Annotated in this window: 16 protein-coding genes; 11 read left to right on the top strand and 5 right to left on the bottom strand. The window is 61.2% G+C overall.

The features are described 5' to 3' along the window. The gene (gene ubiB, locus P0X85_RS08235; protein ID WP_275811394.1) at nt 1-1530 is read left to right on the top strand and encodes a 2-polyprenylphenol 6-hydroxylase; all 1530 of its coding nucleotides are present in this window, start codon (nt 1-3) and stop codon (nt 1528-1530) included. Here ubiB and P0X85_RS08230 read toward each other — a convergent pair whose 3' ends face one another. Continuing rightward, a complete protein-coding gene (locus tag P0X85_RS08230) occupies nt 1531-2196 on the bottom strand; it encodes a flagellar hook capping FlgD N-terminal domain-containing protein (RefSeq protein ID WP_275811392.1) in 666 nt (221 codons plus the stop codon). A 12-nt stretch (nt 2197-2208) separates the two neighbouring features. Then, entirely contained in the window at nt 2209-3408 is a 1200-nt protein-coding gene (gene fliK / locus P0X85_RS08225; protein WP_275811390.1) for a flagellar hook-length control protein FliK, read from the bottom strand. Nucleotides 3409-4352: 944 nt separating this feature from the next. Here fliK and P0X85_RS08220 point away from each other — a divergent pair. The 6 genes from P0X85_RS08220 (at nt 4353) to P0X85_RS08195 (ending at nt 8008) form a co-directional block, all read left to right on the top strand. Beyond that, nucleotides 4353-4574: a rod-binding protein gene (locus P0X85_RS08220; RefSeq protein ID WP_338030521.1), complete on the top strand. Its 222-nt coding sequence runs from the start codon at nt 4353-4355 to the stop codon at nt 4572-4574. After that, the gene (locus P0X85_RS08215) at nt 4567-4908 is read left to right on the top strand and encodes a hypothetical protein (protein ID WP_275811388.1); all 342 of its coding nucleotides are present in this window, start codon (nt 4567-4569) and stop codon (nt 4906-4908) included. Before P0X85_RS08220 ends, P0X85_RS08215 begins: the two co-directional genes overlap by 8 nt. Before the next feature lie 203 nt (nt 4909-5111). Next, nucleotides 5112-6332 (top strand): flagellin, encoded by a 1221-nt coding sequence (locus P0X85_RS08210; RefSeq protein WP_275811386.1) that lies wholly within the window; start codon nt 5112-5114, stop codon nt 6330-6332. Nucleotides 6333-6414: 82 nt separating this feature from the next. Beyond that, entirely contained in the window at nt 6415-6792 is a 378-nt protein-coding gene (flaF, locus tag P0X85_RS08205) for a flagellar biosynthesis regulator FlaF (protein WP_275811384.1), read from the top strand. After that, nucleotides 6789-7193 carry a flagellar biosynthesis repressor FlbT gene (gene flbT, locus P0X85_RS08200; protein ID WP_275811382.1) on the top strand — a complete coding sequence of 135 codons (405 nt, stop codon included), beginning with the start codon at nt 6789-6791 and terminating at the stop codon, nt 7191-7193. Before flaF ends, flbT begins: the two co-directional genes overlap by 4 nt. Before the next feature lie 59 nt (nt 7194-7252). Further along, a complete protein-coding gene (locus tag P0X85_RS08195; RefSeq protein ID WP_275811380.1) occupies nt 7253-8008 on the top strand; it encodes a DUF1217 domain-containing protein in 756 nt (251 codons plus the stop codon). 108 nt (nt 8009-8116) lie between these two features. Here the strand turns inward: P0X85_RS08195 and chrA are convergent, their stop codons facing one another. The 3 genes from chrA to P0X85_RS08180 all read right to left on the bottom strand — a co-directional run bounded on the left by chrA (nt 8117) and on the right by P0X85_RS08180 (nt 11643). Beyond that, nucleotides 8117-9490, bottom strand: a complete 1374-nt coding sequence (chrA, locus tag P0X85_RS08190) for a chromate efflux transporter (RefSeq protein WP_275811378.1) — start codon at nt 9488-9490, stop codon at nt 8117-8119. A 63-nt stretch (nt 9491-9553) separates the two neighbouring features. After that, nucleotides 9554-10321, bottom strand: coding sequence for a beta-keto acid cleavage family enzyme (locus P0X85_RS08185; RefSeq protein WP_338030520.1), 768 nt, complete (start codon nt 10319-10321; stop codon nt 9554-9556). Then, nucleotides 10321-11643: an aspartate aminotransferase family protein gene (locus P0X85_RS08180; RefSeq protein ID WP_275811374.1), complete on the bottom strand. Its 1323-nt coding sequence runs from the start codon at nt 11641-11643 to the stop codon at nt 10321-10323. The genes P0X85_RS08185 and P0X85_RS08180 overlap by 1 nt, the downstream gene beginning before the upstream one ends. Nucleotides 11644-11761: 118 nt before the next feature. Between P0X85_RS08180 and P0X85_RS08175 the strand changes: the two genes are divergently transcribed. From P0X85_RS08175 to P0X85_RS08160, 4 genes are all read left to right on the top strand, one after another. Beyond that, nucleotides 11762-12625: a MurR/RpiR family transcriptional regulator gene (locus P0X85_RS08175; protein ID WP_275811372.1), complete on the top strand. Its 864-nt coding sequence runs from the start codon at nt 11762-11764 to the stop codon at nt 12623-12625. A 43-nt stretch (nt 12626-12668) separates the two neighbouring features. Further along, on the top strand, nt 12669-13637 hold the full coding sequence (locus P0X85_RS08170; protein WP_275811370.1) for a TAXI family TRAP transporter solute-binding subunit: 969 nt from the start codon (nt 12669-12671) through the stop codon (nt 13635-13637). A 94-nt stretch (nt 13638-13731) separates the two neighbouring features. After that, nucleotides 13732-16338, top strand: a complete 2607-nt coding sequence (locus tag P0X85_RS08165) for a TRAP transporter permease (RefSeq protein ID WP_275811367.1) — start codon at nt 13732-13734, stop codon at nt 16336-16338. Beyond that, complete coding sequence (locus P0X85_RS08160; protein ID WP_275811364.1) at nt 16335-16766, top strand: universal stress protein; 432 nt, start codon at nt 16335-16337, stop codon at nt 16764-16766. The genes P0X85_RS08165 and P0X85_RS08160 overlap by 4 nt, the downstream gene beginning before the upstream one ends. Nucleotides 16767-16789 lie beyond the last annotated feature (23 nt).

Below are 16789 nucleotides of genomic sequence, written 5' to 3'. Positions count from 1 at the left end.
ATGCGCGGACCTCACAATATCTGGCGGCTGATCCGCACCGGGGCAACCTTTGAGCGGACCGGCGCGATGAAGGTCGCGCTTGAGGCGATGGATGTGCCGCCGCGGTTGCGCGCGGTCGCGCGCATCATGGGCTGGCCGTTCAAATGGCTCGGCTACAAGGGTGACCCGAACCTGCCGCCGGTGACCCGCGCGATCACCGCGCTCGGCCCGGCCTATATCAAGTTTGGCCAAGTGCTCTCGACCCGACCCGATGTGGTGGGGGTCGAGCTGGCCGATCAGCTGCGCGTGCTTCAGGACAAGTTGCCGCCGTTCTCGATGGCGCTTGCCAGGCAGAGCGTCGAAACCGAACTTGGCGCGCCGCTGGACTCGATCTACAGCAGCTTCTCCGAACCGGTTGCCGCCGCGTCGATCGCGCAGGTGCACTCGGCGCGGTTGGTCTCGACTGGGGAGCGTGTCGCGGTGAAAGTGCTGCGACCGGGCATCGAGAAAGCGTTCCGCAAGGACCTCGACGCGTTTCACTTCGCGGCCAGCATGATCGAGACGCTTTCGCCTGCATCGCGCCGCTTGCGCCCCAGCGATGTGGTCCGGCATTTCGAAGGCGTTGTGATGGGAGAGCTCGACCTTCGGCTTGAAGCCTCCGCCGCTTCGCAATTCGACGCAAATACCAAGGATGACGCTGGGTTCACCGTGCCGCTGCCCATCTGGCAGTATTCCGGTCGCCGGGTGATGACGCTTGGCTGGGCGGAGGGTCTCCCGCTTGGTGAGCCGGAAACGCTTCGGGCTGCCGGGCATGATCTCGTCGCCTTGTCGGAACGCGTTCTGCAACTCTTCCTGAACCATGCTCTGCGCGACGGTTACTTCCATGCCGATATGCATCAGGGCAATCTCAAGGTTGCCGAGAATGGCGACATCATCGCTTATGACTTTGGGATCATGGGGCAGATCGACGAATATACCCGTCGTGTCTATGCCGAGATTCTGATGGGCTTTATCCGCCGCGATTATCGCCGCGTCGCCGAGGTCCATTTCGAGGCGGGCTACGTTCCGGCAGACCGGGATGTGAACGAATTCGCACTCGCCTTGCGTGCGGTGGGTGAGCCGATTTTTGGCATGGATGCGAGCCAGATCTCTATGGCGCGGCTGCTGTCCTATCTATTCGAAGTGACGGAACGCTTCGGGATGGAAACCCGGACCGAGCTGATCTTGCTGCAACGGACCATGGTCGTGGTCGAAGGGGTGGCGCGGTCGCTCAACCCGTCGATGAATATTTGGGATGTCGCCAAGCCCGTCGTCGAGAAATACATCCGTGAGAACCTCGGCCCGAAGGCCGCGATCCGTGATCTGGGGCGCACGCTTATGGTGCTGAGCCATTTCGGCCCACGCCTTCCACAGCTCGTGAAATCCGCACTCGAGGGGCAGGCGCAAAACGACGAGGAAACAGAGGAGCAGCGGCGTGCGGTGACGTTCCCGATGATCCTCGGCGCGCTCGTCATCGGGGCAAGTGGTTTGGTTGTCGGTCTGCTGCTCTGATCAATCCCCTTCGCGCAGCGCAGTCACATCGCCGGTGCCGATCGTGACGCCGCCGCCCAGCACAAGCACGGTGCCCGCAGAGGTGCCCTGCGCCTCGACGATATGGCCGTATACCTCGACATCCACGGTTTCGAGCAAGGACCCGCTATTGTAGTTTTCCAGCTCGAACGTGTAGAGGCCATGGGGAAGCAGCGTGCCGTTCTGATTGGTTCCATCCCATTGAATTTGCTCGGAACTCACCTCAATCGGTTGGCGCAGGACTTCGTTTCCGGCTTCGTCATGTGCGACAAGAATGACCTGATCGGCACCGAGAATGGGGTTGGGGGCCAAGGTCACCGGATCGCCATCAAAGTAGGCGGGTGCCGCGGCGCGCGCCTCCATCCCGACCCACCCTGCGAGTTGCGACATGCCCATCACCCCCATTTGCGAGGCAAGCGATTGCAGAAGGGTATTGGTTTGCACCTGCTGTTCCACCCCCGAAAAGGTCGCAAGCTGAACGGCATAATCCGAGCTTTCAATCGGGTTCAAAGGGTCCTGATTCTGCATTTGCACGGTGAGCATCGTCAGGAAGGTTTGAAAATCGGAACTGAGCATCCCGTTATTGCTTGCAGCCGAAGAGGTCGCGGTGTTTTGGGTCGGGGTCGTCGCGGAAGTGACGGTTGTCATTCGAGGGTCTCCTCACAATCTGAGATCAAGGCCGCCGGGAATCAGATCGCGCGGCGCCGGGGTGCTCAGGGGCACCGTATCAAGGGTGTCGGTCCGAGGGGCCGGTTCCGCACCACCTTGCTCGGGCGTGGTGGGTGTGCGATCGGCCCCGTTCCGCTGGTCGCTCGAGAAGCTGAACGAGATGGTCGCATAACCCAGATCCCGGAAGTCTCGCTCCAGCAACTCGATATGTCGCCGCATCAGATCGAGCGTCTCGGGCCGTTCCGCCTGCACCGCCACCGCGATTCCGGCCTCGTGGCTTTGCAGTGTCATCCGCACCTTGCCGAGTTCTTCGGGGGATAGGGCCACTTCAACAAAGCCGTCGCGGGTTTGCGTGACCGCTTGGGCGATCTGACTCGAAATCGCGCTTGCGGCTGCCGCAGTAGACAGGCCGTTGGCCGATCCCGTTGCCGTCGGCCCAGCGCTCTCGCGCACGGTGCGAATCTCTGGGATCAGCGGGTCTGTTGCAACAGGGTCCGGCGCATCGGCCCGAAGGCTTGCGGCCTCGGGCTCGAGTTGCAAGACAGTGGCGCTGCTCTGGCCACCTTCGGGGGCGATAGTGCGCGTCTCATGCGGCGATCGAGCAGTGTTGAAGTTTATATCGCTGCGGTCAAAACGCTCTGGATCGGGGCCGACGGCCTTCGCTGTTTCAGTAACATGATCCGAGGCTGACACCTGGCTTGCCGTTAGCGCAGACTGCGGAGCCCCGGCGGCATATGTGACGCTCATTGCCGGACCTGACTCTTTGGTGGTCTGCATTGGTGTGCCGGGGGCCAAAGCATCGGTCGGCGCCTCCCCCCGCCCATCTTTTTGGGTCCGGTGTGCTTCGTGTGATTGCGTCGCCGCCGCAGCCGTCGCGACGTCGCTTTCATGGATATCGGAACCGGGCGCCATTGCCGGTGGGCGAATTGAGGCGTCATAGGCCGCAGCAGAGCCTTCGGAGAGTGTCTTGAATGATGGCGTTGCCTGCACAAAGCTCGGCTCCTGCGGGGGCTTGGCGTCGGCGGGTTGTTCGCGGCTGCCTGCTGGCGGCGTCGGTGGGCCCACCGGCTGAGCATTCTGCGCGACACCAAGAGCGGCGCCGACTGTTTTGGACCCCTCGTGCTGGACCGGAATTGGTCGAAGATCGGGGCCGTTGTGTTGGCGTGGCGCGACCATGTCGGTGCTCGCCATGCCTTTGTCTCCCTCAGTGATGGGATACATCCTTGGAGGATCAGGTGTGGTGTTTGGTGTCGATGCCTCAAGTGGCGCCGTAGCCTCGCTCCGCCCAAGAGGTGGAGTGGCCGCAGCGGGGGACACGGCGCTATCCGTTGTCGCGACGCGGGCTCCAAGAGCGGTGGAAACGCGCTCCGCGCGGGGCTCCGGCAGGATGTCAGTTGACGCAGTTAACGGCAGGGTATCTTGCAGGGGGTCGACGGGAGGAATTGGACCTTCCGCCGCCGGAGGCGCTGCCGCATTGATTGGATCTGCGCCGTTAGAAAGCGCTGGCGGAACCGGGACGGGCAGCGACGGCGCCGCAAAGGGAAGGAGCTGTGGCGTCGGGGGGACAGTGCCGGTCTCGACGGCTTCGATGGCGGCGGCGTGACCCGCTATCGGGTCCGATTCTTCCGGGACCGGGCGCTGGGATTGCACAACAGCTGTTTCCGCGTTCAACTCCTTGAGCGTTGCCAGACCGTGGTTGGGCGCCGTCTGCGATACATCGGACTCAGCCAGCATCGGCAAAGCGATGGACCATGACAAGCCTGCTTGTGATCCGCCGCACCCCAGACCCGGGGTCTTTCGCGGGATGCTGGAGATCGGGTCCGCACCTTCGAACGCAAGCTTGAAGACATCGCTCTCAAACGCGCTTGACGAGGGCACCAGAGACGCCTCCGCAGCGACGGGGCCGGGATGTGCAGAGCGATTGAGATCGAGCAACGGGGGCAACGACATGATTCACGACTTTCTGTCCGAGACTCGCTCAAAATCTCAGATGGAGGTTACCGCTTCTTTACCGGTTTCTGCCCATAGTCGAAAAAATCGCGCCAATTCGAGAGATCAAGATGACAATGACGTCTCATGGCATTGCGCCGCCCCAGACATCGATCGTCGCATCCAGACGCGGGCCGGAGGATGCGATGCGGGAAACCGCGGTCGAGCTTGAAGCGACATTTCTGGCAGAGATGCTCAAACATGCTGGTTTCGGAGAGGCGCGCAGCGCATTCGGGGGCGGTGTCGGTGAGGAGCAATTCGCCTCTTTCCTTCGTCAGGAACACGCGGGTGAATTGGCGCGGTCTGGCGGAATCGGTCTGGCGGAGACGATTTTCCAGGCCATGGTCAAGGGGCGCGGCGATGACTAATCCGGATGTGGCGGTGAGTGCGCTGATTGACTTGATGCGGCTGGAGCGTGAGGCGATTCTTGCCGGGGATTTTTCGGAGATCGAAGGGTTTGCGACCCGGAAATCGGCCTTGCTCGAAAGTATCGCCGGGGCCAAGCCGGAGCGCCTGCGCTACGCCAAACGCGCCGCGAGCGAGAATTTGCAGCTTCTGGACGCGGCGCTGAAAGGTGTCCGATCAGCCCAACAAAGGCTGAACCTCATCCTAAAGGCGCAATCGGGATTCAACAGCTACGATACGCGCGGACGATCGCGTGGGATCGGTCCCGGTTCGAGCACTGTGGAGAAGCGTGCGTAACCAAGTCTCGAAAATTGTAGCGAAAATTGGCCGGCTTCAACGCCGGCCTTAGCGTTCTATTAGCTCTTTCAATGCAAGGGTGTGAGCGCATCCAGCAGGATGGCGCGGACTCGGAACCCGCATCGGTCAGAACGCCAAAAGCGCCGCCGTAACGGTGGCTCCTGAAACCCGGCGCAAAGCGCCGACACAAACAAGGATCTGACATGTCGAGTATTCTCACCAATACGAGCGCAATGGTCGCTCTGCAAACGCTCAAAGGCATCAACTCTGGCCTGGCCTCGACCCAGGCGCAGATTTCGACCGGGAAATCGATCGCTTCGGCCAAGGATAATGCCGCGGTCTGGGCGATCTCGAAGGTCATGGAATCCGACGTCAAAGGCTTCCAGGGGATTTCGGACAGCCTTGCGCTGGGGGAATCGACCGTCGCAGTGGCGCGTCAGGCGTCGGAAACGGTCACCAACCTGCTGACCGAGATGAAGGGCAAGATTGTCGCGGCTCAGGAATCGAACGTCGACAAGGCGAAGATTCAAACTGATATTTCGGCGCTGCGCGATCAGATCGAAGCAGTGGTTGGTGCCGCGCAGTTCAACGGCCTCAACCTTGTCGACGGCAGTTCGGCGGCAACCGTTGACGTTCTGTCCTCGCTGAACCGCTCGGCAGATGGCACGGTGACCGCCGAGCATATCGGCGTGGCGGCACAAAACCTCTCGATCGGTGGTTATGCGGCGCAAACAGTATTCACCGGCACCGATGGCGTGACAACCGATACGGCGGATGCATTCTCGTTTTCGCTCGATGCGAACGGCGGCACGGATGATGCCGGAACCGTTGTGGTCGTCGATACCAACCTCTCTGCCGGTGACAAGATCAACATGCGGATTGGCGACACCTCGATTTCCTACACGGTGACCGCAGAAGATGTAGCCTCGACCACGACCGCTGATGTCGTGGCCGTTGGGATCAAGTCCGCGATCGAGAACTCGGGTGCAAATGTTACTGTCGACTACAATTCCGGTACCGCCGGTACGTTGAGCATCACCAATAACGGGACCGATTCGATCTCGATCTCGGGTCAGTATGAGAATGCGGGCTCTGGTGGTCTCGGTTTGCTCAGCTCGATCAATGTCGATGATGGGGCTGGCGGCGACTCGGCTCTTGCGCTCACCAATATCGAGACACTGATCCAGACAGCATCGAATGCCGCCGCTGCGTTCGGTTCGGCTGAAAGCCGTATCCAGACCCAATCGGATTTTATCTCTAATCTGACTGACTCGATGCGTGCCGGGATCGGCTCCCTTGTCGATGCCGACATGGAAGAAGCATCGGCGCGCCTCCAGGCGCTCCAGACTCAGCAACAGCTCGGTATTCAGGCGCTGTCGATTGCGAACCAGCAGCCGCAGAACATCTTGTCGCTGTTCCGCTAACAAAATGGGGCGCTGGCAACAGCGCCCCTTCATTCGCGGCAAAGCCGCGGCTTGACGCATTCAGCCACAGGAAGGATTTCCCGTGAACGCTTCGACTTTGGCCAAAACGGCCTATGCTAATCCCGGACAACCCACGCGCACGCAGCGCGGTATGGAATATGAGCTTTTCGCGCGCATCACGCGTCGGCTGCAAATGTCCAACACACATGAAAAACACACTTTTGCGAGTTTGGCCGCCGCAATCTATGAGAACCGCCGTCTGTGGACGACATTGGCGAGCGATGTCGCCTCGCCTGAGAACCAACTTCCGGAGCAACTTCGTGCCCGGATATTCTATTTAAATGAATTCACCCAAGCGCATAGCCGGAAAGTCCTGAATGGCGATGCGACGGCTGACGCACTTATAGATATCAACACCTCCATTATGCGGGGCCTGCGGACGGGGACGGTACAAAAATGACGGGCCTCGTTCTCAAGCTGGCCCCGAAAGAGCGGGTGCTGATTAACGGCGCGGTCATCGAGAATGGCGACAGGCGATCACGGTTGGCCATCATGACGCCGAACGCCAATATTCTCCGCTTGCGTGACGCAATCCACCCTGAAGAGGTCAACACGCCGGTACGGCGCGTTTGCTACATCGCACAACTTGTTCTCTCGGGTGATGCGGATGCAAATGATGCGCGAATGCAGCTTTTGCGGGGCATCGAACAGCTTAGCCAGGTGCTCACCGATCATGATAGTCGCGCGCAGCTGACACAGGCAACGACGGCCGTTCTGGACGAGCAGTATTATCAAGTCCTTAAGGCGCTACGCGCGCTTCTGCCACGGGAGGAACGGCTGCTCGCCGCCAAAACTCAATGAGCTTCACCCCGATCATTCCTTTCTCTGGGTATAGCGGTTGGTCTTTTTTGACCAGAACGATGGAAAAGCAGAAGGCGGCATTCACCGCCTCTGCGGAGATCCAATCCGTGGAAGCGTATTTCAGGGAGAAGATACCTGGTGTTAAGTCCGCCGCCGACCTCGTGTCGGACCGTCGGCTTCTCTCAGTCGCGCTCGGCGCCTTCGGACTTGAGGATGACATAAATAACAAGTTCTTTATTCGGAAAGTCCTTGAAGAGGGTTCGCTGGATACGGATGCGCTGGCCAATAAGCTCTCGGATAAGAGGTATCTGGAGTTGACGATCGCGTTCGGTTTCGGGGATTACGAAACGCCGCGCACGGTGATGTCGGATTTCGCCGACAAGATGCTGGAGCGGTTTGAAAGCAGGCAGTTCGAGGTCGCGGTGGGTGAGGTTGATAGCTCGCTACGCCTTGCGATGAATCTGGAGCGAGAGCTTCCCGCACTCGTACAAAAAGATACGAGTGAAAACACAAAGTGGTTCTCGATTATCGGCTCTGAACCGCTGAACTCGGTATTTCGAACGGCATTCGGCCTCCCCGCGAGCGTGAGCGCCTTGGATATCGACCAGCAATTGAGAATATATCAGGACAAGAGTGAACAACTCTTCGGTTTCGCCGACCCGGCGGCGTATGCCGAGCCAGAGAACTTGGAAAAACTTCTGAAGACGTTTCTTTTGCGTTCTCAGATATCGGCTGTATCGGCGACGACGGCGGGTTCCGTAGCTCTGCAACTTTTGACCTCGACAGCCGGTCAATCCTTTTCACTGAGACTTTGAGGAGGTGGTGCTGACGGGGTCGCGATGCAAAATCCCGCACCGCTTCGAGCCGGAGTTGATGATGAGGAAAACAAGACCATCGCTCGACCTCAATCTCAATTTAGGAGATCAGCGCAGACCAAGCCCTGCAAGGGTCGCCCCTGCAATCGCAGCGGCGAGAAGCATGCGGTGGACTGGCCACTTCAGCAACACAAGGCCAACTGCGCAGCCAAGGGCCAGTACGCCAGCCAAAGGGTCGAATGTATTCAGCTCGGGTAGGGCAATCCGGATGCCCGATCGTTCGACCATGCGCACCGTGCCGAAGAGGACATGCAACCCGAACCAGACCGCAAGATTTGAGATGACACCGACGATGGCAGCAGTTATCGACTTCAGAGCCGCGCTGAGCCATCTGTTGTTTCGCAAGCTTTCGATGAAAGGCGCGCCGAGGAATATCCACAGAAAGCACGGCACGAACGTCACCCATGTGGTCAGCAATCCGCCCAAAGTTCCCGCAAGCACGGGCGGTAGGGAGCCGGGTTCGCGTAGCGCAGCCATAAAACCGACGAACTGTGTCACCATGATAAGTGGCCCGGGTGTTGTCTCCGCCATACCCAAACCGTCCAGCATCTCGCCGGGTGCAAGCCAGCCGAACTGCGTTACCGCTTCCTGCGCGACATAGGCGAGCACCGCATAGGCCCCGCCAAACGTGACGACAGCCATAACGCTGAAAAACCGAGCGATTTCCGAGAACACATTAGAGGAACCGAAGACGGTCGACAGCCCGATGACGGGGAGCAGCCAAAGGAAAAGAAAAACTGCTGATATCCGTAAGGCCCAACTGACATCGACCTGCGTATGAGGCGGGGCGCGATGCCCCAAAACCGTCGGTCTCTGCTCCGGCTCGAGTTGAACGGAGGCTGGCACCGCGCGTGCGCCAAGGGCGTGCACGCCCAGCGCGGCACCGGCCAGACCTATCGCTCCGGCAGTCGCCACGATCAGCGGAAAAGGAACGTCGAACACGAAGATGCCAATAAACGCGAGCCCCGCGATGCCGCGCATAGCCCGGTTGCCCAAGGCACGCGCGCCGATCCGCCCAACGGCCTGCAAAACAATTGCTAGAACGGCGGCCTTCAACCCAAAAAACAAACCCTGCACCAGTGAAACATCGCCCCAAATGGCATAGAGCCAACTCAGGGCCATGATTGCAGCAACGCCCGGCGCGATGAACAGAAGGCCTGCGATCAGCCCGCCCGCCGTCCGATGCATCAGCCAGCCGACATAGACGGTAAGCTGCTGGGCCTCCGGGCCGGGAAGGACCATGCAGTAGTTCAGCGCATGCAGAAACCGGGTCTCATCGAGCCATCTCTCCTCCTCCACGAGGACACGATGCATCATGGCGATTTGCCCTGCCGGACCGCCAAAGCTCAGAAGCCCGATCTTCGCCCAGACGCGCGCGGCTTGTCCGAGCGTAGGGTAGGGCGGGGCGGTGGTTTCCGACATCGTTAACGCGCTCGCATGTTGGCTTCGCTTGCTCTTAGCACGTGCCTTGATGCGTGTTGATACCTATTCCCGCCCGGCGAGACGCGCGATAAGCCGCGCAACCTGCTCGGCATTATCGCGCGCGATGCTCCCGTCGGCATGCCAGAGGGAGTTCTCGAAACCCACCCGCATTTTGCCCCCGATCGCGTGGGCGGCAAGCAGTGCGTCGCTCTCGCCGGGTCCAAAGGCGCAGACCATCCAGTCAGGCTCTATTCCAGCGGTTCCGAGCCAACCCGTAAACGGATCGAGCATCGACGGATCAGAGCTTTGCCCCTCCGTGTAGCGCCCCAGAACGAACAAGAGTTGCAAGGTCGGGCCCCGAAGCATCGAGGTGGGAAGCACTCGCGCCAAAGCCTCTGCATCCGTGCGATCATAGAGGATATGCTGCACCGCGATCCCTTTGGCGGCGCAATCCTCGTAGAAGCGGCGCGTCACGGTTTCATCGTCGCGCAGCATTTCCCGCAGCGCGATCGATACCAGCGCGGCGCCGGAGTCGAGCGCCACCCGCCGCTGATGTGGTGGTTCGTAGATGCCCGCGGCTTCGGTGGTGATTTGCAGCACCATACCGGGCACTGCCGCACGTAGATGGGTTAACGCCTCGGCATAGGCACCGGCATCCAGCAAATGCCGCCCCTGCGCATCCCGCAGGTGCAGGTGCAACCCATCCGCCCCGGCCGCGAAACAGGCGCGCGCTGTTTCTGTGATTTCGTCAAGCGTGATCGGCAGGCGTGGATGATCGGATTTCGTTTTGGTGGCCCCGTTTGGCGCCACCATCAGCTTGGGCAGCGACATCAACCGATCACCTGTGCGAAGGCCATGGACAGCTTGTCCACGAGTTCCCCGATCTGCGCATCTTCGAGAATGAAGGGCGGTGCGAGCAGCACGTGATCGCCCAGTCGCCCATCAATCGTTCCGCCCATCGGGTAGCAGATCAGCCCGGCCTCAAAGGCGGCCGCCTTGATCTTCTTGTTAATGGCGCGTTCAGGTTCGAACGGGGTCTTCGTCTCCCGATCCGCGACGATCTCGAGGCCGCGGAACATGCCACGCCCGCGGATGTCACCGATATGGGGGTGATCGCCGAAAGAGGCACGTAGCGCTGCGTCGAGCTTGTCGCCCATTTCGGCGGCGCGGGCCGTCAGCCCGCCTTCGGTCAACTTCGAGACCACGACATCTGCGGCGGCGCAGGCGGTCGCGTGGCCGATATAGGTGTGGCCGTGTTGGAAGAAGCCCGAGCCATTGGCGAAAGCGTCATGAATCTTGCCGCTGCACAGCGTCGCGCCGATCGGCTGATAACCCGCGCCAAGACCCTTGGCGATGGTGACGATATCCGGCGAGATGCCGTCTTGCTCGCAGGCAAAAAGCGTCCCGGTCCGGCCCATCCCGCACATCACCTCGTCAAGGATCAGCAGGATGCCGTAGCGGTCGCAGATCTCGCGGATGCGTTTGAAATAGCCCGGAACCGCAGGCACGGCCCCCATGGTTGCGCCAACGACCGGCTCCGCGACAAAGCCGATTACTGTCTCCGGGCCGAGGCGCAGAAGCTCTGCCTCAAGCTCGTTGGCGACGCGGAGGCCGTAGTCTTCGAGGCTCTCATTCGACTCTATTCCACGGTATTCGTAGCAAGGCGCGATGTGGAAGCTTTCCGCCATGAGCGGCGCGAAAGGCGCGCGGCGCCACGCATTGCCCCCGGTCGCCAAGGCGCCAAGCGTGTTGCCGTGGTAGCTTTGACGGCGCGCGATGAAACGGGTGCGGGTGACCTCTCCGGTCTCGACGAAATACTGCCGCGCCATCTTGAGCGCGGTTTCCACCGCCTCGGACCCGCCGGAAACGAAATAGACCTTTTCGATGCCTTCGGGGGCGTGGGCGATCAGCCGGTCGGCCAGTCGCTCCGCGGGTTCGGTTGTGAAGAACCCGGTATGCGCGAAGGCGAGGGTCGAGACCTGTTCGGTGATTGCCGCGATCACTTCGGGGTCGGAATGGCCAAGACAGGACACCGCCGCGCCCCCGGACCCATCGAGATAGCGCTTGCCATCGGTGTCGATGATATAGGCACCCTCCCCGCGCGCGGCGCGCGGCGGCGTGGTGCGGGAATGGCGGTGAAAGACATGGGTCATCGGGTGCGCTCCGTTACGGCAAGGACCATGATTTCGGTGAAACATATGTCTCCCCACTTGACAATAATTGAAACACTTGAAACGCTGCCTGTCGACAAATTTGCCTGTGGGGGGCGGCTTGAAAGCGAGTTTCCAACAACGGTTGGCCGAAAATTACGGCGACCTGAGCCCGCGACTGCGCGAGGCCGGAGACTATATCGTTGCAAATCCGCTGGATGCGGCAACCCGGTCCCTGCGCACGGTTGCGACCGAATCGCGTATCGCGCCGGCCAGTTTCAGCCGCCTGTCTCGGGCGCTGGGCTATGACAGTTTCGAGGATCTGCGCGAATCGATGCGCCATCAGCTTGGGCGTCAGGTTTCGACCTTTGCCGCCCGCGCCGAGGGTCTGCGCCAATCCAAGGATGAGGCGGCCGAGGACCTTGTCACACGCGCCCGCAATCTATGCCACAGCAATCTCAATGCGTTGGCCGCGACGATCTCGACCGAACAGATCGAGGCGGCGGCAGCGCAGCTCCATGACGCGCGCAAGGTGGTGGTTCTGGGCGCGCTCGGCTCGACCGGGATCGCGGAATATGCGGGCTACATGGCGAATTTTCTCGGCGCGAACTGGGTTCTGGCCGGGCGAATGGGCGCATCCATCGGTTCGGCGCTCTGTGATCTGGATGCGCGCGACGTTCTGCTGGTCATTACGAAGCCACCCTTTGCCCGTGTCTCGATCCGCGCGGCCCAGACGGCGCGCGAGCAGGGCGCACGGGTTATCGTCATCACCGACAGCCACGCTTGCCCGGCGCTCCGGGTCGCACAGACGCACTTCATCGTTCCGGGCGATAGCCCGAATTTCTTCACCTCCTATGTCGGAACCGTTTTCCTGCTTGAAACGCTGATTGCGATGGTTGCACGGAAATCCGGCCCGGAGGCGACAGAGCGTATTGCCGAAATCGAACGGCATAACCGCGCTCTGGATGAGGTCCTGGACCTCTGAACCGCTCGAAAATCGAAATAGGCAATCAAACTGGGAGAGACCTATGACCAAACATCTGAAACTCGGCCTTGTTGCGCTGGCGACCTCGACGCTGGTTGCGGGCACCGCGATGGCGGAAGAGTTCATCACCATCGGCACCGGCGGCGTGACCGGCGTCTATTACCCGACCGGCGGCGCGATCTGTCGCCTGGTGAACAAGGGCCGCAAGGAACACGGCATCCGCTGCTCGGTCGAATCGACCGGCGGCTCGGTCTACAACATCAACACGATCCGCGAGGGCGAGCTGGAATTCGGCGTCGCCCAGTCGGACTGGCAGTATCACGCCTTCAACGGCAGCTCGCAATTCGCAGAGGCCGGCCCGTTCGAAGGCCTGCGCGCCGTGTTCTCGGTTCACCCGGAGCCCTTCACCGTCGTGGCGCGCGCCGATAGCGGCATCAAGACCTTCGAAGACCTCAAGGGCAAGCGCGTGAATATCGGCAACCCCGGCTCGGGCCAGCGCGGCACGATGGAAGTGCTGATGGAAGCGATGGGCTGGACCATGGACGACTTCGCGCTCGCCACCGAGCTGAAGGCGGCCGAGCAATCGGCGGCGCTCTGCGACAACCAGATCGACGCGATGGTCTACACCGTGGGTCACCCGTCCGGCTCGATCCAAGAGGCGACCACCGCCTGTGACTCGGTGCTGGTCGAGGTCTCGGGTCCTGCTGTCGAGAAGCTCGTGGCCGACAACCCGTTCTATCGCACGGCGGTCATTCCGGGCGGCATGTATCGTGGCAACGAAGCCGACGTGACCACCTTCGGTGTGGGCGCGACTTTTGTCACCTCTGACGCGGTTTCCGAAGATGCCGTCTATGCGGTCGTGTCCTCGGTCTTCGAGAATTTCGAGGACTTCAAGGGCCTGCACCCGGCTTTTGCCAACCTGAAACCCGAAGAGATGGCGACCGCCGGTCTTTCGGCTCCGCTGCATGCGGGCGCCGCCAAATACTTCAAGGAAAAAGGTCTGATCGAGTGATCCGACCCGTTTGATCCCTCGGGGGGCGGTGCTCGCCCCCCGAACCGTTTAGACCAATTCATTCAGGCGGGCCGCAAGGCCGGACGGAGGGACAATGTCCGACAGTGAGAAACGCGCATTGAACGAAGCCGAGCTTCAGGAACTCGTGGCCGCATCCGATAGCGGTGCTCGCGTCGTTCCCGGCTCATTGGGGTTCTTTATCGCAGGGGTGGCCCTGCTCTGGTCCGTCTTTCAGGTGCTTCTGGCCTCACCCGTCGCGCCTTATGTCTTGCCGGGCGATCTGATCAACAACTCGCGGCAGATCCACCTCGCCTTTGCCGTGTTCCTTTCGGCCATGGCCTATCCGCTGTTCAAATCCGCGCCCAAGCACAGCGTGCCGTGGTATGACTGGGTGCTGGCGCTGGGCGGCGCGTTTCTCGCGCTCTATGGATACGTGTTCTACGACAAGATCGTGACCAATGGCGGTCTGGCGGACCAAAGCGATGCGCTCTTCTCGCTGCTTGGCCTCGCCTTCCTGTTCATCGCGGCCTACCGCACGCTTGGCCCGGTCATGGTGGTGCTGGCGCTGATCTTCCTTGCCTATGTGTTCTTCGGTTCCGCCGCCGCAGTGCCCGACCAGATCCGCTGGGCCGGCGCGAGCCTGCGCAAGGCGATGAGCCATATGTGGATCACCTCCGAAGGCGTGTTCGGCATCGCGCTGGGCGTGTCCACGAAATTCGTCTTCCTCTTCGTGCTCTTCGGCGCGCTGCTCGATAAGGCGGGCGCGGGGAACTACTTCATCAAGATGGCCTTCGGGGCGCTTGGGCACCTGCGGGGCGGGCCCGCCAAGGCGGCTGTCGTCGGCTCCGCCGCGACCGGCCTGATCTCCGGCTCGTCCATCGCCAACGTGGTCACCACCGGCACCTTCACCATTCCGCTGATGAAGCGGGTGGGCTTCTCCGCAGAAAAGGCCGGCTCGGTCGAGGTCGCCTCCTCGGTCAACGGTCAGATCATGCCGCCGGTGATGGGGGCCGCCGCCTTCCTCATGGTGGAATATGTGGGGATTTCCTACTTCGAGGTCATCACCCATGCCTTCCTGCCCGCGATCATTTCCTACATCGCGCTCGTCTATATCGTTCACCTCGAAGCGGTGAAGAACAAGATGCCGACGCTCGGAAACAAGGTCGTATCCATGTGGCGCACGATCCTTGGCATGTTCCTGTTCTTCGCGGGCTTTGCGGGGTTGTGCTACGCGACCCAGTTCCCGGTGCGCGCGATTGTCTCGCTCGTCCCCGAGGGCGCGGGCTGGGTGCTGTCGGCGATGGTGGGCCTCGCCTATATCGCGCTCGTCTGGCTGGCCGCGCAAGCCGAGGACCTTGAACCCGACGACCCGAATGCAGAGGTCGTCGAACTCCCCGAGATCCCGAAAATCTACAAGGCGGGGCTCTACTACCTGCTGCCGATCATCGTTCTGGTCTACTTCTTGATGATCGAACGCAAATCGCCGGGTCTGTCGGCTTTCTGGGCGACCTTCCTTCTGTTCTTCATCCTGATCACGCAAAAGACCCTCAAGGCGTTCTTCCGGGGTGAGCCGAACGCGATCTCGAAGCTGCGCGAGGGCATGGTCGACCTGATCGAAGGGATGATCGACGGCGCGCGCAACATGATCGGGATTGGCCTCGCCACGGCGACCGCAGGGATCATCGTGGGCACCGTGTCGCTGACTGGTATCGGGCAGGTGATGGCCGATTTCGTCGAGTTCCTGTCGGGCGGCAACCTGATCCTGATGCTGATCTTCGTGGCGATCCTGTCGCTGATCCTCGGGATGGGTCTGCCGACCACGGCAAACTACATCGTGGTCAGCTCGCTCATGGTGGCGGTCGTCGTGGAGCTTGGTGCGCAGTCGGGCCTCGTGGTGCCGCTCATCGCGGTGCACCTCTTCGTGTTCTACTTCGGGATCATGGCCGATGTGACGCCGCCTGTGGGGCTTGCCTCTTTCGCGGCAGCCGCCGTGTCAGGGGGCGACGCGATCCGTACGGGTTTCACCGCGTTCTTCTACAGCCTGCGCACCGTGGCGCTGCCCTTCGTGTTCATCTTCAATACGGACCTTCTGCTGATCGACGTGACGTGGATGCAAGGCATCATCGTCTTCATCATCGCCACGATCGGGATTTTGGTCTTCACCGCGGCGACCATGGGCTTCTACTTCACCAAGTCCCGCATCTGGGAGACGGTGGCACTCCTGCTTGTGGCCTTCGCGCTGTTCCGGCCGGGCTTCTTCATGGACATGATCCAGCCGCCCTATCATCAGATCGCGCCGGTCGAGTTCGAGCAGGCCTTGATGGAGGCACCTGTCGGCTCGTCGCTGCGCACAGTCGTTTCGGGACCGGATTTCGACACGCTCGAAATGAAGGATCTGACGCTCGTGCTCAACGTGCCCGAGGGGGCGGACGCGGCGACGCGTCTGGACGCGCTGGGCCTGTCGCTCCTGCCTGAGGGCGAGATGATGGTGCTCGAAGAACCGATGTTCGGCTCGCCGCTTTCCGAGCAACTGGCCAGCTTCGACTTCTATGGCGATGCGCCGGTGTCGATCACTTCGGTGCAGGCGCCGACGAACCAGCTTCCGAAGGAGCTGATCTTCATTCCCGCCCTCTTGCTGCTCGGTCTGGTGACTGTGCTGCAACGCCGCCGCGCGGCGATCATCGAAGGAGAACCGGCATGATCAAGACCATCCTCTGTGCCGTCGATATCAACCGACCCGGTGCCGAGACCAAGGTGCTGCAAACCGCGCAGCGTCTGGCCGAAGCGGAAGGGGCGCAGCTTGACGTCATTACCGTGATTCCCGACTTCGGAATGAGCGTCGTGGGGGGGTTCTTCAAGGAGAGCCACCAGAAAACCGCGCTCAGCCATGCGCGTGAATTGCTCGCCAAGATGGTGGGGGAGGCGCTGGGCGAAGACGCGAACAAGGCCGTGCGCCATGTCGTCGGCGTCGGAAACGCCTATCACGAAATCCTTGAAATGGCGGAAAAAGACGGGGCCGACCTGATCGTTCTGGGCGCGCATCGACCCGATCTCAAGGACTATCTCTTGGGGCCGAATGCGGCGCGGGTGGTGCGCCATGCCAAAATCTCGGTCTACGTGGTCCGCTAAGCGCGAAATCACCGTGAACACCT

It is taken from the genome of Pseudothioclava nitratireducens (genome assembly GCF_029210495.1).
Lineage (GTDB): Bacteria > Pseudomonadota > Alphaproteobacteria > Rhodobacterales > Rhodobacteraceae > Pseudothioclava > Pseudothioclava nitratireducens.
This window is presented reverse-complemented; position numbering and strand designations above follow the sequence as displayed.

Bases quoted from the DNA above. Each gene is read 5' to 3' on its own strand.
- chrA (WP_275811378.1), bottom strand. From the start codon at position 9,490: ATGTCGGAAACCACCGCCCCGCCCTACCCTACGCTCGGACAAGCCGCG.
- P0X85_RS08160 (WP_275811364.1), top strand. From the start codon at position 16,335: ATGATCAAGACCATCCTCTGTGCCGTCGATATCAACCGACCCGGTGCC.
- flbT (WP_275811382.1), top strand. From the start codon at position 6,789: ATGACGGGCCTCGTTCTCAAGCTGGCCCCGAAAGAGCGGGTGCTGATT.
- P0X85_RS08180 (WP_275811374.1), bottom strand. From the start codon at position 11,643: ATGACCCATGTCTTTCACCGCCATTCCCGCACCACGCCGCCGCGCGCC.
- P0X85_RS08210 (WP_275811386.1), top strand. From the start codon at position 5,112: ATGTCGAGTATTCTCACCAATACGAGCGCAATGGTCGCTCTGCAAACG.
- P0X85_RS08185 (WP_338030520.1), bottom strand. From the start codon at position 10,321: ATGTCGCTGCCCAAGCTGATGGTGGCGCCAAACGGGGCCACCAAAACG.
- P0X85_RS08170 (WP_275811370.1), top strand. From the start codon at position 12,669: ATGACCAAACATCTGAAACTCGGCCTTGTTGCGCTGGCGACCTCGACG.
- P0X85_RS08220 (WP_338030521.1), top strand. From the start codon at position 4,353: ATGCGGGAAACCGCGGTCGAGCTTGAAGCGACATTTCTGGCAGAGATG.
- P0X85_RS08215 (WP_275811388.1), top strand. From the start codon at position 4,567: ATGACTAATCCGGATGTGGCGGTGAGTGCGCTGATTGACTTGATGCGG.
- P0X85_RS08230 (WP_275811392.1), bottom strand. From the start codon at position 2,196: ATGACAACCGTCACTTCCGCGACGACCCCGACCCAAAACACCGCGACC.
- P0X85_RS08195 (WP_275811380.1), top strand. From the start codon at position 7,253: ATGGAAAAGCAGAAGGCGGCATTCACCGCCTCTGCGGAGATCCAATCC.
- ubiB (WP_275811394.1), top strand. From the start codon at position 1: ATGCGCGGACCTCACAATATCTGGCGGCTGATCCGCACCGGGGCAACC.
- P0X85_RS08165 (WP_275811367.1), top strand. From the start codon at position 13,732: ATGTCCGACAGTGAGAAACGCGCATTGAACGAAGCCGAGCTTCAGGAA.
- fliK (WP_275811390.1), bottom strand. From the start codon at position 3,408: ATGGCGAGCACCGACATGGTCGCGCCACGCCAACACAACGGCCCCGAT.